This window comes from Neobacillus sp. NRS-1170, assembly GCF_050468025.1.
This window is the reverse complement of sequence record NZ_JBITPF010000088.1, coordinates 42,817-67,497: the sequence shown is the minus strand read 5'-3', so window position 1 is coordinate 67,497 and position 24,681 is coordinate 42,817. Positions and strand designations below refer to the sequence as shown.

Sequence of the window (24,681 nt, the reverse complement as noted above, 5' to 3'; positions counted from 1 at the left end):
GTTAAAAAACCACCTCGCACTTCTTTTCAGCAGCCTCGTAAATTCCGGCCAACATTTTCATGATTTCAACCCCATCTTCAACAGGGGCGATTGGTTTAGTACCTGATAAGCAGGAAGATATAAATGAATCAATTTCATTTTGAAAGGCATTGGTAAAATCAAAAGTCAAATGGTCAATCTGGGGGTGAATATTGATAATCGTATCATTTTCTTCACTAATCAAGACTAATTCCGGCTCAAGCTCCGCCCCGCCCTTTGTTCCAAACAATTTCACCTGGATTTCATCTTTCTTTGCGTGTAAAGTGAATGAAACATCTACCAGTAAAGAAGCACCATTCTCAAATGTAATGAGGGCATTGGCTAAATCTTCGACTGTATTTCTCTCTTTATCAAAATCGGCCGCTTTATAAAAACGTAAATTCTCTACGTTCCCCCGGTTTCCAAGTTGATGATAGGTGTTCCCGGTGATGGATTTTACTTTTGGACGCCCCATTAAATACCAGCATATATCAATGATATGAACCCCAAGATCGATTAATGGTCCGCCGCCAGAGCGTTCTTTATCCGCAAACCATCCGCCTGGATTCCCTAAACGGCGTAAGCATGAGGCCTTTGCGTAATAGATCTCTCCTAATTTCCCATGATCAATAAACGATTTTAATACCTTCGTATTCGTGGCAAATCGTCTAACAAAGCCAACCTGTAATAGTTTGTTATATTTATGTACCGCTTCCTCCATCTTTAACGCTTCTTCTACTGTCATGGAAAGAGGTTTTTCTACTAAAACGTGCTTTCCTCCTTTCAAGGCACTTATGGAGATCTCAGCATGGGTATTATTCCAAGTACAAATGCTGACAGCATCTATATAAGGGTCATTATAAACCTCATCTAATGAGGAATACACCTTTTCTATTCCATATTTCTTTGCCTTTTCTTCCGCTCTTTCTCTTGAATAATCATAAATACCATGTAAAATGGCATTTGGATTGTTCTGATAGGATTGAAAATGCATATCAGAAATCGAACCAGCACCAATTACACAAACTCGTAAACTCTCCAAATTGATTCTCCTTTCTGCAAGCGTGTTATCGTTACTGAACTTCATCCCAAAATCTCTTTACATTATCCATTCCAATCTTGGATCCCACTTTGCAATCTTCCATACCTTCAAATTCCACGGTTAAATAGCCATCGTATCCTGAGTTTTTGACTAATCTTAAAATCTCGTGAATGTTTAAATCTCCATGACCAACAATGGCTCCGCGCAAATAGTTTTCGTTGACCGTCCTGAACCAATCCCCGCCGCCCGGGTTTTCATAATAAGGACGAATATAGAAATCTTTTAGATGAACAGTTGCTGCATATTTTAGATTTTTCTTTACTCCTACTAGCGGATCTTCATCAATACAAAGGAAATTCCCAACATCGAGGGAGGTTTTAAAATTGTCACGGTTCACCCCATGGATGACTCGCTGGACACGGTCACTCGACTGAACATTAAACCCATGATTTTCAATTGTGGTGGTTATCCCGTATTGTGCAGCATAATCGGCAATCAGCTGACTGCCTTTAACAAATTTTGAAAAATGCTCCTCAAAATAATGGATAGTCATTTCTTCCGGCTTTAATGTAAAGGCTGTTACATCATGACGCAAAATCCTAATACCTAAGCGATTCGCGATATCAACATGTTTTTTAATCCGTTCTACTTCTTCAAGGAATGCTTCCTCTGTCTCTTGGACAAAGTTTGCCGGCATTGAATAGGCAGATAACTCAATCCCAACCGATTCTGCTTTTTCCCTAATTTGATCAGCTAATTCCACATTATCAACAACGGAAAAACCGTATGGTACAATTTCCATATGCTCCCCGCCATGATCAGCAATCCACTGGATAACATCCAACACTGTCATCGTTTCTGCTCGTAATTCTCTCACTAAACTATACGTACTTAAACCGACTTTCATAAATAAATCCCTCCTGTTTAATGGTTAAAAAACTACTATTCTACTAAATGACAGGAAACAAAATGACCTGCCGTTTCCCCCTGTTTGACGGGAGGCTCTGTTCCTTTACAAATGTCCAGGGCAACAGGACAGCGCGTATGGAAGCGGCATCCAGCCGGCGGATTCACCGGACTTGGTAAATCACCTTGCAAAATTATTCGTTCTCTTCTTAACTTTGGGTCTGGAATGGGAATCGACGACAATAATGCTTTCGTATAAGGATGCTGCGGGTTAGAGAAGATCACTTCTTTTGGACCAGACTCCACAATCGTTCCCAAGTACATGACCCCAATATGGTCACTAATGTGCTCGACAACACTTAAATCATGGGAAATAAATAAATAGGTTAAATCAAATTCAGCCTGCAATTCTTTTAATAGATTTAAGATTTGAGCTTGGATAGAAACATCTAATGCAGACACCGGTTCATCCGCAATAATGAGCTTTGGTTTCATAATAAGGGCTCGTGCGATACCAATCCGCTGCCGCTGACCTCCGCTGAACTCATGGGCGTATCGATTCGCATGATAATCACTTAAACCGACGACTTCCAATATTTCGGATACCTGTTTATACCGTTCTGCTCGGGATAGCTTCGTATGAATCGTAAGGGGTTCAGCTACTATATCACGCACTTTCATCCTAGGATTTAACGAGGCGTATGGATCCTGAAAAATCATTTGGACTTTCTTTCTCATTCCTTTTAATTGAGCTTCCTTCTTTTGCGAAATTTCTTCTCCCTCAAGCCAAATTTCTCCCTCACCCGGTTCAATCAGTCGGGAAATCAGCCTCCCTGTTGTGGATTTCCCGCAGCCGCTTTCCCCTACCAGGCTGAACGTCTTTCCTTCCGGAATCATAAAGGACACGTCATGAACGGCTTTTAACAATTTTTTTTTCTCAAACATGCCAGCAGGAATGGAAAATGATTTTTTTAATCCAGTTACTTTTAAAAGAGTTTTAGACACGAATGCCCCCCCTCTCCTCTTTATACAGCCAGCAGCTGCAAGAACGACCATTTTTAAGGTTCAATTCAGGCGGTTCTTGTTCATAACAAATTGGCATTACATCATTACATCTCGGAGCAAACTTGCAGCCTTTTGGCAGCTCACTTGGATTCGGGACATTTCCTTTAATAGAGTCCAATTTCTCCTTTTTTTGACCCAGCTTTGGAACGGAGGCAATTAATCCTTTTGTATAAGGATGTTTTGGACTTTCAAATAAATCGAAGACATCTGCCTCCTCAACGACTCTTCCAGCGTACATAACGACTACTCTTTCACACATTTCTGCAACAACACCTAAGTCATGTGTAATCAAAAGAACAGACATTTTTTCTTTTTGCTGCAGCTGTTTCATTAAATCCAATATTTGTGCTTGAATGGTGACATCCAGTGCAGTCGTCGGCTCGTCTGCGATTAACAGCTGAGGATTGCAGGAAATGGCCATGGCAATCATAATTCGTTGACGCATACCACCGGATAATTGATGAGGAAATTCATTCATGATTTCCTCCGCTCTTGGAATGCCTACCTTTTTTAAAATAGAGACTGCATGTTCCTTCGCTTTTTTCTCCTCTAATCCCAAATGAAGGCGAATGGGCTCCAACAGCTGCTCCCCAATTTTCATAACTGGATTTAATGAAGTCATCGGTTCCTGAAAGATCATTGCGATTTGTTTTCCGCGAATCTTCCTCATCTCTGTCTCCGATTTATTAGTTAAATCCTCACCATTAAATAGGATCCTTCCGGAGTTTATTTCGCCGCTCGTCCCTTTAAATAGTTTCATAATCGACAGGGAAGTAATGCTTTTTCCACTTCCTGATTCACCGACTAGACCCAGAACCTCACCTTGATGAATGTGAAAGTTAACACCGTGTAAAATTTTTATTTTTTGTTTATCCTTCGTAAATTGCGTTTCCAGCTTTTCTACCTGCAGAAGCTTCTCCATCCTCTTCAAACTCCCTTATTCATTCTTCGTTTTGGGATCCAGTACATCCCGCAGTCCATCACCAACAATATTGAAGGCCAACACGGTTAAAAAGATGGCAATACCAGGCATCATGACGACATGTGTAGATGTACCTAAATAATCCCGTCCGAGACTCAGCATTGCTCCCCAATCAGGTGTTTCCGGACTTGCGCCTAAACCAAGGAAGCTTAAACTAGAGGCAGCTAGTATCGCTGTTCCAATTCTCATTGATATAAAAACAATTAAACTGCCAAGTGTTTCAGGTAAAATATGTTGAAACATGATCCGAAAATGGGAGGCTCCCATCGATTTTGCCGCCTCAACAAAAACCGTTTCTTTTGCCTCAAGAGTGGAACTTCTTACCAGCCTAGCGAAGGATGGGATACTGAAAATAGATACTGCTATCACCACATTCGTCAAACCCGGCCCCAAAATGGCAACAATGGCAATTGCCAATAAAATATCCGGAAACGCAAACATAACGTCACTTGATCTCATGATGAGCCGGTCTAACCAGCCGCCGAAATAACCGCTAAGAAGCCCTAAAATCGTTCCGCCAATCGCTCCCAAAAATACAGAGAGAAAGCTTACAGTTAATGAAATTCTGGCACCGAATAATAAGCGGCTAAAAATATCACGCCCATATTCATCCGTACCAGCTATGTGGTCTATACCGGGACCTTGTAACATGGCATTATAATCAGGTTTATAGGGATCATAGGGAGCTATAAAAGGGCCGATTATCGCAACTGTAATTAATAATAGAATAAAAAAGCTTGCCCATAACGCAGTCTTTTGCTTTTTCCAATTCTTCAATAATTCTCTTAACGGGGAATACTTCTTTTCTTTTTTAATGGTGGTACTCGAATTTACTGCTTTGGATAACTCCATGATTAACCTCCTTTCTTTTTAAGCTGTATAACGGATTTTTGGATTGAGATAACTATATAAAATATCTACGACTAAATTGACAATAATAAATTCAATGGAGAAAAGTAATAATTCAGCTTGTATAACCGGGTAATCCCGAAATGAAATGGAATCAATCAACAAACGGCCCATTCCCGGAAAACTAAAAACCGTTTCCACCACAACTGATCCACCTAATAGAAATCCAAACTGCAGACCTGCAATAGTAACAACTGGAATTAGGGAGTTTCTTAGAGCATGTTTTGGAATAACAATGGACTCTTTTAGTCCTTTTGCACGTCCCGTTCGAATAAAGTCAGCTTTAAGTGTTTCTAGAAGAGATGACCTTGTAAAGCGGGCAAGCATGGACATAATTCCTGCTCCCAAGGTTAAGGATGGTAATACATAACTTTTCCAGCCATCCGCTCCGCCGGTTGGAAACCATCCCAGCTGTACCGAGAAAATTTGAATGAGGATTAGTCCTAACCAAAAACCAGGTAACGAAATTCCGGAAACAGCTGAAACCATTCCGAGATAATCCGGCCATTTATTTTTAAATACAGCCGATAAAGTACCAATTAGTAAGCCGATGACTAATGCCCACACCATACTGAATAGGGTTAAATAGATGGAGGGCATAAAGCGGTCAACAAACATATCCATGATAGGCAGCCCTGTTTTTAACGAGGTTCCTAGGTCTCCTTGGAATAAATTACCCATGTAGGTAACATATTGTTCCCAAATGGGTTTATCGAGCCCAAGTTCTTCCCTAATCGCAGCAACCTCTTCGATCGTAGCATCCTTGCCTGCAACTAAGCGAGCAGGGTCTCCCGGAATTAAGTGGGTAAAAAAGAAGATTAAGATTGAAACAATGAAAAGAATAGGAATCATTTCAAAGATTCGTTTGATAATATATTGGAGCACTGTCAATAACCCCTTTCTAAAAAAACCTTTGGCTCTATAAGACTTTAGCATTAATTTCCATAGCTCTCTTAACGATAGTTTTGATAATAGTACTTAAGCTAAGTAGAAATTTAAAAAGAAGGGAAGAACTTTAGGAATCTTCCCTCCGCTTCTTTTAAACAACAATTCATAATTTCTACTTACTTTAGATTTGCGTTAGTAACGTCAATCCCACCGCCTGGTTCAATGACTACACCTTCTACATTTGTTCTCTTACCCGCTAGAATTTCATCCACACCTAGGAAAATCCACGGCGTATCTTTGTAAATAGTTGACTGAATGTTACTGTAAATTTCTGCTTGTTTAGCCGGATCTGCGGTTTTGCCCACTTCCTCTATCCATTTATCTACTTGCTCATTTTTATAATAAGCAGTGTTTGCCCCGTTTGGCGGGAAGGAGCCTCCATAGAATAATGGTCTTGTTGCATTGGTCGTATCAGATGGATAGGCAGACCAGCTTACATACCACATTTGCAATTTTGTATCCTCAGGTTTTTGAGCACCGTAAATCTCGTCTGATAATGTACCCTCTTCCATTGATTTGATTTCGACATCAATACCGATTGCTTTTAATTGTTGTTGGATGAACTGCATTCCTTTCATCGTATCAGAGTTGGTGTTGCCCCAGATTTCAGCTTTAAAGCCTTTTTCAAGTCCTGCTTCTTTTAACAATTGTTTTGCCTTTTCAATATTTTGCTCATACACTTCCTGCTTTACATAATGAAGCGTTTTGCTAGGAATAATCGAATCTAGCGGAAGGCCAAATCCACCATTAACAACATTGATAAACGCATTTTTATCTACCGCATAGTTCATTGCCTGGCGGACTCGAGGATCATCAAATGGTTTTTTCATAGTATTAATCGATACATAACGAGCAATAGTAGATGGGATTTTTTCAACCTTTATATCCTTATTGCTTTCAAGTTCTTTAATATTTTGACTTGGCAGCGGATAGATGACATGCGCCTCACCTGTTTTTAACATCGCAGTACGCGATCCATTTTCTGGGACTGGTTTATAAGTGATTTTTTGGACGCGATCCTTTTTATCCCAATAATCAGCAAAACGCTCCACTGTTAAGTGGTCTCCCTGTACCCATTCGACAAATTTAAATGGACCTGTTCCAACAGGCTTTTTCGCAATATTGTTATTTCCTTCTTTTAGTAACTTAGGGCTAAGAATCTTAGCGGATACAAATCTTGTTAACATACTAGGATATGGTTCTTTTAATGTAATCTTTAGTTCGTAATCATTTATAACATCAATTTTGGTAATTAAGCTAAAACCGCGGCTGTTTAAACGTAAGCTGTCATCCTTCATAATTCTTTCATAGTTGGCCTTTACTGCTTCTGCATTGAAGGCTTCCCCGTCATGGAACTTAACACCTTGGCGTAATTTAAAGGTATATTCTAAGGCATTGTCACTAACACTATAATCTTCCGCAAGTTTTTTAATAATTTTCCCATCTTGGTCAAACCCCAATAGTCCTTCAAGCATAGCTGATTGTACGGAGTTAGAATTGGTATCCCCTGTATTGTGCGGATCCATTGAAATAAAATTTTCATTTACAGCAATAACCATTTCCTTACTCTCCGTTTTACTGCCTGCTTTCCTTTCCCCTGAACTTTCTTTGCTGGAGCATCCAACAACTAATACTGCCGAGATGACAACTAACAGCAGTATTTTCCAATAATGTGCCTTTCTCAATTGATTTCCCCCTTTGATTATTTTTTCCTTAGGGTATTTTAGTCCTGTTGTCACTTTCTTTTCAGCAATACCCTTGAAGTATATGATTTTGATTACTTCTGGCTATTATTTAATTGGATATTAATAGAAAAAAGTAATCTTAAATCCGCGCTAATATTTTTCATCATGTTAATAATACTTTAATAATCAATCTAAAAATCTATGTATTATGGTCATTTACCCATTTAATTTCACCACTGGTGAAATTAAATGGGTAAAAAAAATGAATATTAAATTTTGGGAAAACTAGTTTTTTCTAGATTTCAGATTTAAATCTAATTATAACTTCCTTATAATTCCTATTCAACATTTTTGTAAAATTTTTAATTTTATAATTACTAACCTTCATTATTCTTGGTTAATGGTAATTTTTTCCATAATCCCGATCCACCAGTTATATGAAAATACTAGTCTATTAACTCTAGTTCAATAACCGTATCCTTCTCATCCGGCAATTCCGCACCTGTTAACGTGATAAAGGCACCATTCTCAATATCCGAATACTGCTCCGCCATCCACGGAACCTCCACTTTTAGCTCACTTCCATCTGATAGCAGCCTTGCCTTTTTAATTCTGTCTTTTAACCCCGCAAAATAAATCGGACCAATGCCGCGGTCAAACACATGAGCATATAAAAACTTGCCCTTTTGGGTATACCGGCCCCATTCTGGCTTTGGCAGGTCAGCAGCTGTACAGCCATAAATACTTTCCCCATTCTGCTCCATCCACTTACCGACTTCTTGTAAAATCACAAGTGACTGCGGAGGAATGATTCCCTTTACATTCGGACCAACATTTAACAGCAGGTTCCCGCCTTTACTTACACATTCTACTAATGTGCGAATCACTTGTTTCGGAGATTTATAGTTTAAATCCTTTGAATGATAACCCCAGTGATCATTTAAGGTAATACACGCTTCCCACGGAATCGGCTGATGATTTGCATTGACAATCCCGCCAGGCGGAATAATTTGTTCTGGAGAAAAGAAATCACCCGCATAAATCTCCGGTTCAGCTGACATGATATTGCCGCCCAAACGGTTATCGATAAGAATCTCCGGCTGCATCGATCGAATCATCTCCACGAGTTTGGAAGCTTCCCATTTTTCTCCGGTCATCTCATCATAGGAAAAGTCAAACCACAAAATATCAATCTTCCCGTAATTCGTCAGTAATTCTTTAACCTGCCCGTGGAAATATTCAATGTAGTTGGCAAAATTGATTTCTTCGCCCTTATATTCTTTATTTTCCCGCATCGGATGATGGCGGTCCCCGTATTTCGGATAATCCGGATGATACCAATCAATAATCGAATAATAGAGTCCAACCTTTAATCCTTCGGCTCGAAATGCCTCGACATATTCCTTAATTAAGTCACGTCCTGCCGGGGTGTTTGTTGCTTTATATTCCGTCAATTGACTGTCAAATAAACAAAATCCATCGTGATGCTTGGCCGTTAACACTGCATATTTCTGCCCCGCTGCTTTTGCCATTTTAGCCCATTCCCGAGGATTATAATGCGTTGGATTAAATTCTTCAAAAAATGGCTGATACTCTTCAATACTCAAACGTTCAATACTCCGGAGCCATTCTTGTCTTGCCGGAATCGAATAAAGCCCCCAGTGAATAAATAAGCCAAACCGGTCCTCCATGAACCACTTTACCCGTTCTTCTCTACTGTTCATTTCTCCACCACCATATTTTTTTGATTTACTCATTCTACTTGCGATCAGCAAACTATTTAATAACACCTTTTTTTAAAATAATATTGGCATAAAGTGCCGTTTCACTCGTGGCAACTACTGCAAAAGCCTTTTTTGAACGTTCATAAAACAGAGACCGTTCGATATACTCAAATGGACAGGAATGTTCAAATTGACGGTCGATAATATCTTCATAATCTTTCCATATGACCGGCTGAATGGTATCGCCAGGAACAACTGCCATGCATGCAACTGGACATTCTACATACGTGTCTAGAGGGAAAAATTCAAGTATTGCCGTTAATAACTCAGGGATTCCATTACCATCACACCTAATGATGCGCTGGGCATGACTTACAGATGGAAAATTCCCGTCTGCCAGGACAATTTCATCACCATGTCCCATTTCCATTAACGTCTTCATTAACTCTGGTGAAATAATCGAAGGAATTTCTTTAAGCATTTTTACTCACACTCACTTGTTTACTTCTCTTCCACAAAATAGTTTGTAAGCGAACCTAGTTTTTCTATTTCCACCGTTACCTCGTCCCCAGGTTGAATATATATTTGCTTCTCTTCCGGGTACCCTAAAACGACTCTGGTGTGCCCGTTAAAATAATATCTCCAGGTTCCAAAGTCATATGCCGGGATATATAACTAACAATTTCACGGCAGGAAAAGATCATATCCGACGTGTTCGAATCCTGGCGCAGCTCTCCATTTACATAAGTTTTTAATGCTAGATTATTAGGATCTCCCACTTCATCAGAGGTAACGAGATAAGGACCGATCGGACTGAATTTATCACAGGTTTTCCCCAATAACCATTGGTGTGTTTTCATTTGTAAATCGCGTGCTGAAAGATCATTGACTGTACAGTAGCCAAAAACATAATCAAGCGCCTTATCTTCTGCTACATTTTTGGCTTTTTTACCCATCACAATGCCTAATTCAACCTCATAATCTAGTTTTTCGGTTACTTTTGGAACAGGAATTTCACTTTTATGTCCCGTTAATGTGTTATCAAACTTATTAAACAAGATTGGGACTACTGGATACGGAGCATTTGTTTCATCTGCATGCCTGCGATAGTTCAATCCAACGCAAATGATCTTGTGCGGCCTTGTGACACATGGCCCCCACGTTAGTTTTTCAGGATCAGCAAACACTGCTTTTTCTTCTTCTAAAGCACGGGTGATAAAATCCTGAAGCTTAGATCGTTCTTGTTCACTATTTGAAATGACAGACATCACATCTGCTTCAATATCAACATTTGCTTTTTCGGCAGTAGCAGCGATATCCATGATGCCATTCTCCGTTTGAATACCTAGTTTTTGTATTCCATTCTCTTCTATTGTTAATAGTTTCATATGTCATTCCCTTTCTTACTCTTTTTAAGCATTCTTTCCGAATACAACGCCGCCATCAATATATACAGGTGAGCCCATCATAAATCTAGCTTCTTCCGATGCTAAAAATAAGGCTGCACTCGCAACATCTTCAGGTTTTCCTAATTCGCCGCTTAGCTGTCTTGTCTTAATTTTTTCAATCGCTTCTTCTGGGTCGTTATAGGAGGTTCTTAAATAATTTTCAACAAATGGAGTGAAGATCGTTCCTGGCAGTAAAGCGTTGACCCGTATATTGTACGGTGCATAGTCCACTTGCATCGCCTTTGTCAAAGAAAGAATCGCCCCCTTGGTCGCTGAATACAGCGCACGTTTCATTAACCCCATTTCCGCGGCACATGAGGACATGTTAATAATGCATCCGTCCATTTGTTCCATCATATAAGGGACGATATACTTGCTTGGGAGGTAGATTCCTTTGACATTCACACTCATCACTTGATCCCAAACTTCAGGCGCTACTTCGTCTACCCGGCCAACATTACTGATTCCGACATTATTAAATAAAATATCAATCTTTTTGAATTCCTCGATGGTCCATGCTGCCATCGCTTGTACCGATTCCGGTATCGTGACATCGGCATAATAAAATGAAGCATTTCCTCGCTTCTCTTTAATTTCCTTAACCGTATTTTCACCATTTTCCTTGTTCACATCATTGACGATAACATGGGCGCCTTCTTGCGCAAAAAGGAGAGCAGCGGCTCTGCCAATCCCGCTTCCTGCACCTGTAATTAATGCTACTTTGCCTTGTAATCTCATATAATCAGGTTCCTTTCTTGTTCCAAATGGTCTTCCGGTTGGGCTGCCTTTACTGTAAGGCCTCCATCGACCATTAACAAATGTCCGTTGACCTGCATGGCTTCTTCAGATGCTAAAAACACCACCGCATCACCTATTTGTTTTTCGTTGCCAAGCCGTTTCATTGGGTTGGCTTGAATTTCCTTTTCTAAAATTTCTGAATCTTCGAGATAATCATGGCACATATCCGTTGCGACTGTACTTGGACCTACGGCGTTTACATTAATATTGAATTTCCCTAATTCAATCGCCAGTGCTTTCGTTAAATGGCTGGCTGCAGCTTTTGATGAAATATAGTGCGGAATGACAGGACTTGTCACTAGGAGGCTGGCGGTTGATGTAATATTGATAATTTTACCGAACCTTTTTTCAATCATTTTTTTAGCTACTCGCTGTGTCGTTAGAAAAATAGATTTTACATTCGTTTGATAGGTTTGATCCCAGGTTTCTTCCGTTAATTTTAGAAATGGCTCGAATGGGGCTACACCAGCATTATTCACAAGGATCTCGACAGCACCGAGTGTGTTTTCAACCCCGGCAATCATTTGATCGACCTCTTGTTTGATGCCGACATTAGCTTTTACGACCATGGCACGAACATTGAATGTTTCGATTACTTTCTGCTTTAATTGTTCAGCCTTTTCTTTTGAACCTGGAGAGGTGTAGTTAATCGCCACATTTGCCCCTTCTTCAGCCAGCCTCTCGACAATGGCCGCGCCAATCCCTCTGCTTCCACCTGTTACTAAGGCAATACGATTTTTTAATCTCATGAAACCATTTCTCCCCTTTTCAATCTAGTAACGTTCTATATTACAAGCTGATCCCTATTCTGCTAATACTAAATTCTTGATGACCTAAAATCTCTGCTTTTGTTTCTTGACCGTTCGCAACTTCGATAATCGCTTCATAGATTTCTTGCCCGGACTCATCAAGTGTCTGCTTTCCCTTTAAAACGGAACTTGTATCAATATCCATATTGTCAGCCATACGTTTCGCCGTTATTTCGTTCCCTGTTATTTTGATTACTGGCACAATCGGATTACCCGTAGGAGTACCGCGTCCAGTTGTAAAACAAACTAAATGGACACCAGCTGCTGCCATGCCTGAAACACATTCAATATCGTTTCCTGGTGAGTCCATAAAGTAATATCCTCTTGCCGGAATTTCATCGGCAAATTCAATCACGTCTTGTAATGGGGCTGAACCAGCTTTACTAATACATCCAAGCGACTTTTCTTCAATTGATGATAAACCGCCTTCAATATTTCCTGAACTTGGATTTCCACCGCGCATATCCACACCCATTCGTTCAACCTCATGTTCAAACTGCTTGACACATTGGAACAGTTTTTCCCTTACCTGTTGATTGACGGCCTTCGCGGCTACAAGATGTTCCGCACCAATGATTTCAGTGGTCTCCCCCATTACAATGGTTCCGCCCTTATGAAGAAGGATGTCCGCTGCCTTTCCTAGAGCTGGGTTGCTGCACAAGCCAGAGGTAAAGTCAGAACCGCCGCATTTGACACCGACAATTAACTCTGAAACAAGAACATCTTCTCTTGGTGCTGCAGCAATTTTTTGCAAAAGCTTGTTTGCCTCATCAATCCCCTTTTGGATCGACTTAACTGAACCGCCTTCACCTTGAATATCAATCCAGCTGACAGGTTTCCCCGTTGCTTCAATTTCTGCTTTTACTTGTGCTGCATTAATCACCTCGCAGCCAAGACTAACGATTAATACAGCTCCTACATTAGGGTTTTTCCCCATCCCCACTAGCACTTTGTGCGTGCGCTCCTTATCTGCACCGACTTGACTGCAGCCATGTTGATGAGGAATCGCAACCGATTCAGGCGCTTTTTGTTGAATCCGTGAACAGACTTGATTGGCACATACGACCGTAGGCAGGATTAATAGATGATTTCTAATTCCAATTTTTCCATTTTTCCGGCGATATCCCTTAATTACTTGCATTTTGTTTATCCCCTCGTCCTCTAATTCCTTCGAGATTATGAACATGTACATGGGCTCCAATAGGGATTTCTACAATCGCTGCCCCTATAGCTTCACCATATTTCATGACGACTTCATTTGGACGAATAGGAGCAATCGCTGCTTTATGTCCAAACTTGATGTCTTGAATCAATGTAACCTGAAACGATTCGCTTCCCTTTATGTATGTGATAACTTCCCCTTTGTTAACATCTTTTAGTAGTGTGGCAACATTATCCCGTTCATGCATCACAATACAGAGTAGTCCTTCTTGAAAGGTTTGTTCTGCCATAGAGCAGTCCCTCCTCTAATCCTCTAACCTTTTTAATAGATTAAAACCCATTTGCCTGCCGCGCATCATTTACGGTAATTGATAAAATCTTTTAGCATTTCCTCCATATAACAACTCTTTTTCTTCTCCTGCCATTTCTTCAGGCAGGTTTTCATCTAAAATCCTTACAACCTCATCATATTCTGCAGCCAGCAGGCATACTGGCCAGTCACTGCCAAACATAATCCGGTCGGTACCGAAACACTGAATAATATGATGAATATAGGGTTTGAACTCATCCAGCTGCCATGCTTGAAGATCTGCTTCCGTTACCAATCCGGATAATTTACACATTAACGTTTGATAGTGAGAAACTTCCTTTATCCAATCAGCCCATGATGCCCATTCTTGATCTTTAATTGCAGGCTTTGCACAGTGATCAATAACCGCCCGTAAGGTAGGAATCTTCTTAAACAACTCAACAATATACGGTAAATGTTTTGGATAGATTAAAAGGTCAAGCGGAAAATCGTTTTCTGCCAAAATCTGAATATTCTCCAGCACCTCAGGCATTAAAATCCATTGATCATTTTGCTTATTTTGCAGCATCGGCCTTAGGCCAACAAATTTGGGATGTTTTAATAATCGCTCAAATTGAGCAGGAAATTTATCGGATGAAAGGTCCATCCAGCCAACTACCCCGCCAATAAACTCATTCTGATCGGCTAAACCCAGTAAAAATTCAGTTTCTTCCATGGATTCAGCCGCCTGTACGACGATTGTTTTGGTTACATGATTTCGTGTTAGATGCTCTATAAAATGTTCCGGAAGAAAATCCCGATAAATGGTTTTTAAATCAGAAGTTGGCCATTCACAAAATGGTTTATCCAATTCCCAAAAGTGTTGATGGGCGTCAATTTTCATTTGATTCATCCTTTATCTATAGAATAAGCATGACATGAAAACCTACAGCACGATTAAATGACGGCTTCTATCCTTTGACAGATCCTGAACCAAGTCCTTTTTCAATTTTTTCTTGGAAGAATAGATAAACGATAATCGTCGGTATAATGGTAATAAAGATACTTGCAAACATTGGTCCCATATCGGAGGTACCCATTTTCCCCACAAAGGTAAGGAGACCCATTGAGATGTTATACATATCGTGATCGGTTATAAAAAGGACATTCCATACTAGATCATTGTAGATACTAAAAAATGCTAAGATTCCCGCTGTCGAGATGGCAGGCATGGTTAATGGCGCCAGTATTTGAAAAAGAAGACGATACGGACCACATCCATCCATAATAGCGGATTCATCCAATTCTTTAGGTAAATCCTTCATGTAACCTGTAATTAAGAAGATGGTTAATGGCAGTTCAAATACCGCATATAAAATGATCATCACGAAGTAATTATTAAACCCATTAACTGCTGTAACAATCCGTGAAATAGGGATCAACATCGAGAACACTGGTATCATTAATCCGAGGGTGTAATACAAATAGAGCGGAGTATTCAGCTTGAATTTAAATCTCGCAAGCGGATAAGAGGCAAGCAGCCCTAAAATTAATGCCAGCAAAGTTCCAAACGTAGCATAAATAAGTGAATTAATAATGGAGATATGGATTTTGGCTGATTCAAAAGCGGCAGCAAAGTTTTCAAATCTCCACTTTGAAGGCATTGCCAGTATTTCGTTATAGATTCCTTCATTATCTTTAAAGGATGAAATCAAATTAAAGAATAGCGGATACAAGAAAACAACGGAACAAAGAATGGCAAACCCATAGATGCTGATTTTTCCAATTTTCATTTTTACACCTTCCTTTCTAAGTCCGGCTTAGGCAGAGCTGGCTTTTCCTTGGAATAATCGATTCAGTACAACGGTTGAAACAAGTGCAGTTACAACAATAAATGTAGCGATGGCATTACCGCCGCCAAAGTTGTTATAAACAAAGGATTGATTGTAGAGCATCGTAGTGGGAACTTCCGTTGCTCCGTTTGGCCCGCCGCCCGTCATGACATATACTTGCGCAAATACACGGATGGACTGGGTCACGGCCAAAATCGAAAAGATTTTAAAAATTTCCTTCATTAAAGGAACCGTAATGTATATGACTTTTTGAAAACCATTGGCCCCGTCGATTGTCGCAGCCTCATAAATTTCTTCGGGGATTGATACTATACCGCTGGCAAATATAATCATATTTAACCCGCAAAAAATCCACGCATTGACGGCCACAACGGAGAAAATAGCGATATCAGGATCTCCCAGCCAATCCACGGCCCACCGATCTAAGCCGATGGAGACAAGAATATTATTGATTAATCCGCCTTTCCCTTTTAACAGAAACTGCCACAAAAGCCCTAATGCTGTCAGCGGCAAAATGGAGGGGATGAAATAACTGATTCGAAAGAAGCGTTTTCCTTTGATTTTCGAAGTAATAATTAAAGCAAGAATAAAAGAAAACGGCATAATTAAAATAAAGGAACCAAGGATAAAAATGAGAACATTTTTTAAAGATAAGTAAAAGGCCTCATCTTGAAACAAAAGGATAAAATTGTCCCAGCCGGTATAAACGAACGGCGAAGATTTGATCCCATTCCAAGAAAAAAAGGACAGATAAAAGGTTTGAAAAATCGGTACGATAAAAAAGATAGAATATAGAATAATAGAAGGCAGTAAAAAGACAGATATGGTCACTGCTTGTTTTTTATTAAAAATTTTCAATACCCCCCTTTTAAAGATTGAGGAGATACCGCCCTCCCGAACCAGAGCGGTATCATTGCGTTATTTTAGATTATTTGAGAATTTTTGAATATTTTCAGCTGTCTTTTCAGGAGAGTTTCCTGCAAACATTCCTTGGATTTCGTTTCTTAATTTATCTTGGAATTGCGGACGCGGATCGTAAGCCGTAATTTCCATTAAGAATTCTTTCGAAGATTCAAGTGCTTTCGTATATTCCTGTGTAACCGGATCTACTTTTAGTGAACCCATATCCATTTTGACAGGATAAACACCGCCGCCTGATTTTTCAAAGTAGTATTTAAATGTATCAACGGATGTTAAGTATTTTAGTAATTTGATAGCAGCATCCTTCTTTTTGCCTTTCAATTCCTTGAATACAGAGTATCCGCCTGCGCCGCCATGCCATGTATTTAGGTGATCTGGAGCATCCTTGAATCCTGGGAATGGAATGACGCCAATTTTATCAGCAATATCTGATTCAGCAAGGGATGAAATTCCCCAGCTTCCATTAAATAACATAGCGCTTTTGCCGCTAGTGAACGCAGAAGTGACTTCATTATCATCAGTCGTAACGATGTTGTCTCCGAAGACACCAAGATCAGCCCATTGTTTCATAACTTTGAATATCTCGAGCATATCTTTGTCAGTGTATTTTGCTTTGCCGCTGACTAGATCTTCGGTTTTTTGCAATCCAAACTTTTTCATTGTGATATTACTGATTAAATGGCCACCGCGGAAGTTTTCTTTATCACCCATTCGAATAAGAGTAATTCCTTCCTTCGAGAATTTCTTTTGCAATTCCGGAATTTCTTCAATATACTTTGGTGGTTCTGCCCCAATCTTCTCAAACAGCTCTTTATTGTAAAATAATGCGATGCTATAAAACTCCGAAGGAACTCCATAAATTCCCGGCAGATCGTCATATTTCCAAGTATCGAATAATGGTAGAAACGCATCCGACCATTGTTTATCTTTTTCTAGAACTGGAGTTAAATCCATGGCAATGTTCTTGGCATATTCTTTAAATGCTTGTCCGCCATAGTTAACCCAAATTTCCGGGACATTTCCAGTGGCAACGGATGTTTTAAACTTATTATTGAAGGCAGACTCATCGTTAAGGGATTCATCAATAACCTTAATATCAGGATTTTCCTTCATGAATTTAGCTAACAGCTCATTAAATGCTTTTGATTCCGGATCATCCCCGCCCATGCGTGAAAGAATACGAATAGTCGTTTTACCTGAATTCTTTTCTTCTTTTGAAGAAGTCTTGTCACTTGAACTGCACCCTGCCAAAACAATGGATAATAGGAGTGCGACAGCAGTGAAAATTGTAAACGTTTTCCTCAATTCTTATACCCCCCTTTTGAAATATAACTTGAGTATAGTTGGAATCAATCCAATGGAACATGGAGAAATTTTACGTCATGTTCAAAATTTTTTCTATTCTGAATATTGGTATTTCTATTTTTTGCTCTATAGAGTATATTTTGCTTATCTAGTATGATACAAAAATAATAATAGTTTTTATTCTATAAAAATTTAGGTGATAACGATGAAGGCATGCAGGAACATCATTTCATATGTAAAGAAACGTAAACCTATTTCCTTTTCCATAAATGCTAAAATAACCTTTTTCCTGCTTTGCTTAATAATTGGTTTTTTATCACTTTTCATGATTATTGCCTATCAAATCTCCTCTAAAATTCTAGTTCAACAAACAATCGATAGCACAAATCAAAATTTTAGCCAAATTTCAAATAAATTAGAGTTAATTTTTAACGAAACAGAAGAATTGTCGGAATTAGTCGTAACAAACTCTATTATTCAACAATATACCTCCGTGTCGGTTCCCAGTCATTCACTGGAGGAACACCGAAATTTTCAAGAAGTTAAAAATGTCTTAAGTGAAATTAAGGGAACAAAAGATTATGTTGATTCCATTATGATCTTTGCAAACAATGGCCTGGTGTATGACTCGGGAGAGATTTCTGTCCTGAGTAAACAATCACCCATTACGCTAAAGCAAAACTCTGTAAGAGCTACAGCATGGAAAGGTGTCTATCAAAGTAACTATACTTTATATGGTAAACAATTAAACATCGTTTCCTTTTTCCAGCGCTTTAATTCCGAAAGGACAGCACTTCCTTTAGGGACCATTCAAATAAATCTAAGGGAAAGCTGGATTCGTAAGCAATATAACTCTATTGATTTTGGTCAGAACGGAAATATTTTTATCGTTAATCATGACGGAAGGATTGTATCCCATCATAACCCTTCAAACCTTTACCAATCCATAAAAAGTGAACCCTATTTTTCATTGATAAAACAAAAGAAAAGCGGAGAGCGCGTTTTTCTTGATGACAGAGAGTATCTAGTTGTATCCCAAGAACTGCCTAAATTAAACTGGAACCTTGTCGCTCTGGTTCCTATAGAAAACATTTTAGCCGTAAACAAGCCCCTCATGAGGTCATTCCTCCTTATTGGGTTCATAATGATGGCTAGTGTCGTTTTGATCACTCTATTAATTTCTAATCTTGTATCCAAGCCTTTAAAAAAAATCAATCATGTTGTGAAAGAGGTACAAAATGGGAATTTAGATGTTTCTCTTGATATCAATAGCAGAGATGAAATAGGGGTGCTGGCCAAAGAATTCAATAAAATGGTGAGAAGAACAAAAAGGCTGATGGAAAGAGTGGTAAAGGAACAAGAAAAGAAACGAAAATACGCACTTATTAGTGTACAATCCCAGCTAAATCCCCACTTTTTATACAATACACTGGAAAATATCTGCGGACTTGCAGAAATGGAACAGAAAAAAGAAGTAATTGAATTAACCCATAAGTTAGCTGACTTTTATCGAGGCGTTATTAGTAAAGGAAATCAGATTATCTCCATGGAAGAAGAAATGCTTATTTCTAAACGCTATTTAGAAATCCTTAGCATTAGATATAAAGAAAGACTTGCTTATAAATTTATTTTCAACCCTGAAATCTTTAATTATCAAATTGTTAAACTTTCTCTTCAACCCATTATTGAAAACGCTATCCGTCATAATTTAAAGGACGAAGAAGATCACATTTACATTGAAATTATCGGTGAAAAACACAAAGATAAGATTCATATCTTTGTCAATGACCACGGGGAAGGCACGTTTTATAAGTCAATTGAATCATTATTAAAAGAAAAAGAAGAAAAAGGGAATATCGGTTTTGGGCTATATAGCTCGAGCGAACGAATCAAACAATACTTTGGTGAACAGTTCGGCATCAAGATTCATAACAATCCTGGAAAAGGTACATCTGTTGAAATTATCATTCCTGCCATTCGACAAGGAGAGATTGCATATGTATAAAGTTCTTTTAGTTGATGATGAACAATTCATTCGAGAAAGAATAAAGGGCTGCTTAAATTGGGAGGAACTCGGCTTTTCCATTATAGGTGAGGCAGAAAACGGGGAAAAGGCATTACATTTTATCCGCAACAATCCAGTCGAATTGGTGATTATTGATATTAATATGCCGCTAATGAATGGAATAGAGCTTGCCGGCCTGCTTCATCAGGAACAGAAGGAGCTGCAGATCGTATTTCTGACGGGATACGATAAATTTGAATATGCACAAAGAGCTGTTCAGCTTGGGGTTTTCGATTATTTATTGAAGCCTGTTCGTTCAGAGGACCTGGCTGAAATGCTTCACAAATTTAAAGATAAGAAGGAAAAAGAGAACTTAACATCTGTCGTTCTAGATCATAAAGAAATGAAATCTTATATTGCTTACCAATTATTAAATGGGCCTGTTACAAATATGTTGATTCAAGCTTATCAGGAGGTTTTTTCAGATGTTGCCAGAGAACCTTCTTGTTTTCTATTAATTTCTTCTGATGTTGAAGTAGAAGAAAACCTGCAAGGACAGATAGCGAAATTTGTTTTACAATACTTCCCTAATCCAATTTATCATCTTGGGCTAAATCACCAATTGTTTTCTTCTTATTTAATACAGGCTGATGATATCGATAAAATCAAGCCTTTGCATTTTGCATTGAAAAGCCATTTTCAACGATCGTTCTCGATTGGCATAGGACCAAGAATGGATAGCCTGCAGATGTTTGGCGAGGCTTTTCAAAAAGCAAAATTCGCATTACACAACCGGCTGACGAAAGGTACCGGAAACACATATCAATTCCTTCAAGAAAAGGATGATAGCCATAGTGCAATTCTAGAAAAAATTGGAAAGTTCTCCGTTCTAGTAAAGTCAGGGAATGAAGACCTTTCCCTAAAGGAATTGGAGGAAATTATTCTTTTATGTCAACGAAACAAAATCTCGTCTGCCAAGTTTTTTGTTTTGACAAGAGAACTAATTACCAGCATTAACAAGGGGGTTCATGATTTTCAGTTAAAAAAGGACTACTTTACGGAATTAAATCAATTTGAAAGATTTACAGAGCAATTTCGTAACATCGAGGAAATGAAGACATTTTTAAGCACTTTATTAATAGAGGCTATCTCCATCTCCCGTCAAACACTTTTGGAATTAAAATCTCTCTCGCTTCAGGCTATTTCATTTATGGAGAGTCATTATCAAGATGGCGAAGTAGGATTACATTCAATCGCAGAACATTTACATACTAATCCTTCTTATTTAAGCAGAATTTTTAAAAAGGAGACAGGAATCACCGTCATTGAATATCTAACGAAAATTAGAATGGATAATGCCAGAAAGTTGTTGATGAATGGATGTAAAAATATTCAATTTGTCTCCGAAATGACCGGATACAACGATCCGCATTATTTTAGCAGATGTTTTAAAAAATATTTTAAAGTCCCACCTTCAAAAATTATCTAATTTTAAATATCATTAAATAATGGGTGGGGTCAATTTATTAGTAAAATTCCTAAAGACCCCTTCCATTCTTTTGAACTACTATGGATATGCATTTATTTACTGCATCGGTTTTGTAAAATCATTCACCAAAATCTGAACTTCATCATTTTCATAAATTTTTCCGGGCTTTTCTACTGCACAAACGATTCCCCGCCGTTTATATCCTGCGCGCACAAAACGGAATGACAACTTCTCGTGATTATCGTAATGCTTTTGGATTTCATCTCCAGGCAAGGTGCAAGGCATATTTTCTCCCATACATATTAATCCTGCACCACTTGGAAAAAGGATACGAGAGCCCATGGTGAGTTTCGTTAGATCCGGAAATCCTTTTATCAAAAGATTAGCCCCTAACCATTCAGGCAGCACTGATTCGATTTTTAATTCTTCTGCAATCCTGTCTAATTCTTCTTCAGACACAATCGTTATTTGGCGGCGGTTCAGAATCTCAGTCCCTCTTGGGTACATCGGCTGTCTTGAATCTGCCTTACTCGTTACGCCAAAATGCCGATCCCCGCGAATCCCGCCGAATTCCAAATTTACTTCTTTAATCCTTCTGGTTACAAATGTTTCCGGATTATCTGCTATTAATATGGCATTTACGGTTGCCCAAACTTTTTCCAAAAGTAAATCTCACCTTTCCGTTTATCTTTTAGGTTGAATACCGGAGGGAGCTAAAGAATACACTCACTCTCAACGATTTCAATGAGCTGCTTCAATTGTTTAACACTATGGTCTAAAGAAAGCGAATAATAGCGCTGTGTCCCTTTTTGTTCTAGTTTAACAAGGTGATTGTCACGCATGATTTTTAAATGATGGGAAATGGCCGGGCGTGATAGGCTCGATTGCTCGGCTATTTCGTTTACACTTAATGGTTCGTGTTCTGCCAGCAAAAGGATAATGTCCTGTCTTGCCGGATCACTTAAGGCGTTAAATAATGGGATACATGACCTGAAAACATCAATAGCTTGCTGTGCCATATTAAAAAATTCCTCCAAATATCATTACTTTTCCTCTGCAACATACTTGGCAACTTTAGCAGCCAGGCTTCTTGGCATAAATTTAGCCCCAAGTGCACCTGCCTTATTGAATCCTCCTGTTACCACCACGCGCTTCCCGTTCATCAATGCTTTATATCCGCTCTTTGCCACCTCATCTGATGCCATCGCCCGGCTGAACATTTTGGTACCCTCAACATTGGCAACCGCTCCAAAGTTGGTTTTCGTAGGCCCTGGGCAGAGGGTTGTCACGGTAACAGCACTGCCTGATAGCTCTTCCACCAATGCTTCTGAAAATGAAAGCACATATGCTTTGGTAGCATAGTACACCGCCATTTGCGGGCCTGGCTGAAATGCTGCAGTACTTGCTACATTTAAGATTTTGCCAACGTTTCTTTGTTTCATTTTTTGCAGACAGTAATAGGTTAATTCCGTTAGAGCGGTTATATTTAATTGAATCATATTTAGCTGTTTTTGGATATCCAGTTCATCAAATGAACCCATTAACCCGAAACCAGCATTATTTACTAGAACATCAATGTCAATTCCACGATCTTCGATTTCATTAAATACTTCTTTTGCGGCCCCAATGACACTCAAGTCCTTCGGGATGACAGTTACTTCTAATTGCGAATAGGATTGTTTGATTTCCTTTAGTTTCTCTTCGTCTCTAGCCACTAGAACTAAATTGTATCCATCGTTAGCTAACAGTTTGACGAATTCATATCCTAAACCGCTTGTTGCTCCTGTAATTAATGCTGTCTTCTTCATCGTTTATGGTCCTCCAATATCGGAAAATGTTTATACGTTTAAATGTTTAATCATTTAAACATATGGTAATTTAAATTACAAAATTCGTCAACTATATTTATCAACTGATATCGTTGACACACAAATGGGTGCCCTAATTATTTGGGCACCCACTAAATTAATATACTTAAGCTACTACTTCACGTTCATTTTTAAATTTTTCATATTGTTTTTCAGTCATGATTTTTTTAAGAATTTGAACGACTTTCCAAACTTCCTCATAGGAAGTATAAAGCGCGACAGGTGCAAGGCGAATGATGTTAGGTGCCCGGAAATCAGGAATGATCCCGTTTTCCTTTAATGATTTACAAATTCGTGCAGCTTCATTATGCTCCAGGCTCACATGCCCGCCGCGGCGCACATCTTCTCTTGGTGATCCAACGAAAAATCCCATTTCAGCCAGCTCAGTGTCAATTAACTCTACTAAATATTGATTGATTTTAAGAGACTTCTCGCGAATATTTTCAATACCCGCTTCTGTAAAGATTTCTAAAGAACCAATCAAAGGAGCGATGCTAAGGACATGGGGCGTCCCAATTTGAAAGGCTCCTGCTGAATGAGCAGGTGTTAAGGTATGCTCCATGTCGAATTGATTCTCTTTATTCGAACTAAACCAGCCAGCGAGGCCAGGCATCTTACCAAAATGCTTACGATTGACATATAAACCGCCAACACTGCCAGGCCCGCCGTTTAAATGTTTATAGTTGCACCAAAAGGCAAAGTCAACATCCCATTCACTGAAATAATGTGGAATGGCCCCAGCCGAGTGGCAGGCATCAAACCCAATTAAAATACCTTTCTTATGGGCTTCTTCCGTTAATCGTTTGATGTCCAATATTTGCCCGCTGCGGTAAAGGACGGTTGGCAGGACAATTAAAGCCACGTCATCGGTCATCGCTTCGATAATATCATCCTCTTCTAAAAAGCGGCCATCGCGGCTTTTTACACGGATGAGATGTGTATCCGGATTATATCCATGAGTACGCAGCTGGCTTTGAAGAGCATAAATGTCAGATGGGAAAGTTAGTTCATCTGCCAGTATTTTCGTACGGTTTCCGTCCGGCTGATAAAATGTTGACACAAGCTGGTGCAGGTTGACGGTTGTGGAACCTGTTACAATCACTTCCTCAGCAGAAGCTCCTACTAACGGCGCAAGCTTCTTGCCCAATTCCTCCGCCATAAAGAACCATGGATGGTTCCCCTGTGTCCAGCCATCGATTCCATAATGTTTCCAATCGTTTAACGATTCTAAGAGAGCCTTTTCTGCTCTTTTCGAAAGAAGACCTAAAGAATTTCCATCCATATAAATGGAATCAGGTTTTAAATAGAACTCTTCTCGAAATCGTGAAAGTGTATCCTCTTTATCTAATTGTTTAGCAAACTCCAAAGTTGGTAAAAAATCATACGCCATCATAATCAACCCTTCCCCTACTTGTAATCGTTTACAAAATCATACCAAAGAATATGACATGATGTC

General features: G+C 39.1%; 23 protein-coding genes and 1 pseudogene. 2 read left to right on the top strand and 22 right to left on the bottom strand.

Going from position 1 to position 24,681, the window contains the following annotated elements:
* Position 1: 1 nt before the first annotated feature.
* The 18 genes and pseudogenes from ACIFOT_RS29480 to ACIFOT_RS29395 all read right to left on the bottom strand — a co-directional run bounded on the left by ACIFOT_RS29480 (position 2) and on the right by ACIFOT_RS29395 (position 17,863).
* Positions 2 to 1,060, bottom strand: a complete 1,059-nt coding sequence (locus ACIFOT_RS29480; protein ID WP_430071676.1) for a Gfo/Idh/MocA family protein — start codon at positions 1,058 to 1,060, stop codon at positions 2 to 4.
* Between the two features lie 31 nt (positions 1,061 to 1,091).
* Entirely contained in the window at positions 1,092 to 1,967 is an 876-nt protein-coding gene (locus tag ACIFOT_RS29475; RefSeq protein WP_430071673.1) for a sugar phosphate isomerase/epimerase family protein, read from the bottom strand.
* 35 nt (positions 1,968 to 2,002) lie between these two features.
* Positions 2,003 to 2,971, bottom strand: a complete 969-nt coding sequence (locus ACIFOT_RS29470) for an ABC transporter ATP-binding protein (protein WP_430071670.1) — start codon at positions 2,969 to 2,971, stop codon at positions 2,003 to 2,005.
* Positions 2,964 to 3,953, bottom strand: coding sequence for an ABC transporter ATP-binding protein (locus ACIFOT_RS29465; protein WP_430071669.1), 990 nt, complete (start codon positions 3,951 to 3,953; stop codon positions 2,964 to 2,966). Before ACIFOT_RS29465 ends, ACIFOT_RS29470 begins: the two co-directional genes overlap by 8 nt.
* 15 nt (positions 3,954 to 3,968) lie before the next feature.
* Complete coding sequence (locus ACIFOT_RS29460; RefSeq protein ID WP_430071666.1) at positions 3,969 to 4,865, bottom strand: ABC transporter permease; 897 nt, start codon at positions 4,863 to 4,865, stop codon at positions 3,969 to 3,971.
* An 18-nt stretch (positions 4,866 to 4,883) separates the two neighbouring features.
* On the bottom strand, positions 4,884 to 5,807 hold the full coding sequence (nikB, locus tag ACIFOT_RS29455) for a nickel ABC transporter permease (protein ID WP_430071663.1): 924 nt from the start codon (positions 5,805 to 5,807) through the stop codon (positions 4,884 to 4,886).
* A 179-nt stretch (positions 5,808 to 5,986) separates the two neighbouring features.
* Positions 5,987 to 7,555 (bottom strand): glutathione ABC transporter substrate-binding protein, encoded by a 1,569-nt coding sequence (locus ACIFOT_RS29450; RefSeq protein WP_430071661.1) that lies wholly within the window; start codon positions 7,553 to 7,555, stop codon positions 5,987 to 5,989.
* A gap of 446 nt (positions 7,556 to 8,001) precedes the next feature.
* Positions 8,002 to 9,312: an alpha-L-fucosidase gene (locus tag ACIFOT_RS29445; protein WP_430071700.1), complete on the bottom strand. Its 1,311-nt coding sequence runs from the start codon at positions 9,310 to 9,312 to the stop codon at positions 8,002 to 8,004.
* Positions 9,313 to 9,331: 19 nt separating this feature from the next.
* Positions 9,332 to 9,760, bottom strand: coding sequence for an RbsD/FucU family protein (locus ACIFOT_RS29440; protein ID WP_430071658.1), 429 nt, complete (start codon positions 9,758 to 9,760; stop codon positions 9,332 to 9,334).
* A 20-nt stretch (positions 9,761 to 9,780) separates the two neighbouring features.
* A pseudogene (locus tag ACIFOT_RS29435) lies at positions 9,781 to 10,667 on the bottom strand (fumarylacetoacetate hydrolase family protein).
* Between the two features lie 24 nt (positions 10,668 to 10,691).
* Positions 10,692 to 11,465: an SDR family NAD(P)-dependent oxidoreductase gene (locus tag ACIFOT_RS29430; RefSeq protein WP_430071655.1), complete on the bottom strand. Its 774-nt coding sequence runs from the start codon at positions 11,463 to 11,465 to the stop codon at positions 10,692 to 10,694.
* The gene (locus ACIFOT_RS29425; protein WP_430071652.1) at positions 11,462 to 12,274 is read right to left on the bottom strand and encodes an SDR family NAD(P)-dependent oxidoreductase; all 813 of its coding nucleotides are present in this window, start codon (positions 12,272 to 12,274) and stop codon (positions 11,462 to 11,464) included. The genes ACIFOT_RS29430 and ACIFOT_RS29425 overlap by 4 nt, the downstream gene beginning before the upstream one ends.
* A gap of 40 nt (positions 12,275 to 12,314) precedes the next feature.
* The gene (locus ACIFOT_RS29420) at positions 12,315 to 13,475 is read right to left on the bottom strand and encodes a UxaA family hydrolase (protein WP_430071649.1); all 1,161 of its coding nucleotides are present in this window, start codon (positions 13,473 to 13,475) and stop codon (positions 12,315 to 12,317) included.
* Positions 13,462 to 13,785, bottom strand: coding sequence for a UxaA family hydrolase (locus ACIFOT_RS29415; protein ID WP_430071646.1), 324 nt, complete (start codon positions 13,783 to 13,785; stop codon positions 13,462 to 13,464). The genes ACIFOT_RS29420 and ACIFOT_RS29415 overlap by 14 nt, the downstream gene beginning before the upstream one ends.
* Positions 13,786 to 13,854: 69 nt before the next feature.
* Positions 13,855 to 14,688, bottom strand: a complete 834-nt coding sequence (locus ACIFOT_RS29410) for an amidohydrolase family protein (RefSeq protein WP_430071643.1) — start codon at positions 14,686 to 14,688, stop codon at positions 13,855 to 13,857.
* A gap of 67 nt (positions 14,689 to 14,755) precedes the next feature.
* Positions 14,756 to 15,577, bottom strand: a complete 822-nt coding sequence (locus ACIFOT_RS29405) for a carbohydrate ABC transporter permease (RefSeq protein ID WP_430071641.1) — start codon at positions 15,575 to 15,577, stop codon at positions 14,756 to 14,758.
* 27 nt (positions 15,578 to 15,604) lie between these two features.
* Positions 15,605 to 16,495, bottom strand: coding sequence for a carbohydrate ABC transporter permease (locus ACIFOT_RS29400; RefSeq protein ID WP_430071637.1), 891 nt, complete (start codon positions 16,493 to 16,495; stop codon positions 15,605 to 15,607).
* Positions 16,496 to 16,555: 60 nt separating this feature from the next.
* Positions 16,556 to 17,863: an ABC transporter substrate-binding protein gene (locus ACIFOT_RS29395; RefSeq protein WP_430071633.1), complete on the bottom strand. Its 1,308-nt coding sequence runs from the start codon at positions 17,861 to 17,863 to the stop codon at positions 16,556 to 16,558.
* A gap of 205 nt (positions 17,864 to 18,068) precedes the next feature.
* On the opposite strand from ACIFOT_RS29395, the gene ACIFOT_RS29390 reads away from it, so the two are divergent.
* Both ACIFOT_RS29390 and ACIFOT_RS29385 read left to right on the top strand, forming a co-directional pair.
* Positions 18,069 to 19,868: a cache domain-containing sensor histidine kinase gene (locus tag ACIFOT_RS29390; RefSeq protein ID WP_430071629.1), complete on the top strand. Its 1,800-nt coding sequence runs from the start codon at positions 18,069 to 18,071 to the stop codon at positions 19,866 to 19,868.
* Positions 19,861 to 21,357, top strand: a complete 1,497-nt coding sequence (locus ACIFOT_RS29385; protein ID WP_430071626.1) for a response regulator — start codon at positions 19,861 to 19,863, stop codon at positions 21,355 to 21,357. Before ACIFOT_RS29390 ends, ACIFOT_RS29385 begins: the two co-directional genes overlap by 8 nt.
* 96 nt (positions 21,358 to 21,453) lie before the next feature.
* On the opposite strand, the gene ACIFOT_RS29380 is transcribed toward ACIFOT_RS29385, so the two are convergent.
* The 4 genes from ACIFOT_RS29380 to kynU all read right to left on the bottom strand — a co-directional run bounded on the left by ACIFOT_RS29380 (position 21,454) and on the right by kynU (position 24,618).
* Entirely contained in the window at positions 21,454 to 22,020 is a 567-nt protein-coding gene (locus ACIFOT_RS29380) for an MOSC domain-containing protein (RefSeq protein WP_430071623.1), read from the bottom strand.
* Positions 22,021 to 22,070: 50 nt separating this feature from the next.
* Positions 22,071 to 22,376 carry an ArsR/SmtB family transcription factor gene (locus ACIFOT_RS29375; RefSeq protein WP_430071619.1) on the bottom strand — a complete coding sequence of 102 codons (306 nt, stop codon included), beginning with the start codon at positions 22,374 to 22,376 and terminating at the stop codon, positions 22,071 to 22,073.
* Positions 22,377 to 22,400: 24 nt separating this feature from the next.
* Positions 22,401 to 23,165, bottom strand: a complete 765-nt coding sequence (locus tag ACIFOT_RS29370; protein ID WP_430071616.1) for an SDR family NAD(P)-dependent oxidoreductase — start codon at positions 23,163 to 23,165, stop codon at positions 22,401 to 22,403.
* 166 nt (positions 23,166 to 23,331) lie between these two features.
* Positions 23,332 to 24,618: a kynureninase gene (kynU, locus tag ACIFOT_RS29365; RefSeq protein WP_430071613.1), complete on the bottom strand. Its 1,287-nt coding sequence runs from the start codon at positions 24,616 to 24,618 to the stop codon at positions 23,332 to 23,334.
* Positions 24,619 to 24,681 lie beyond the last annotated feature (63 nt).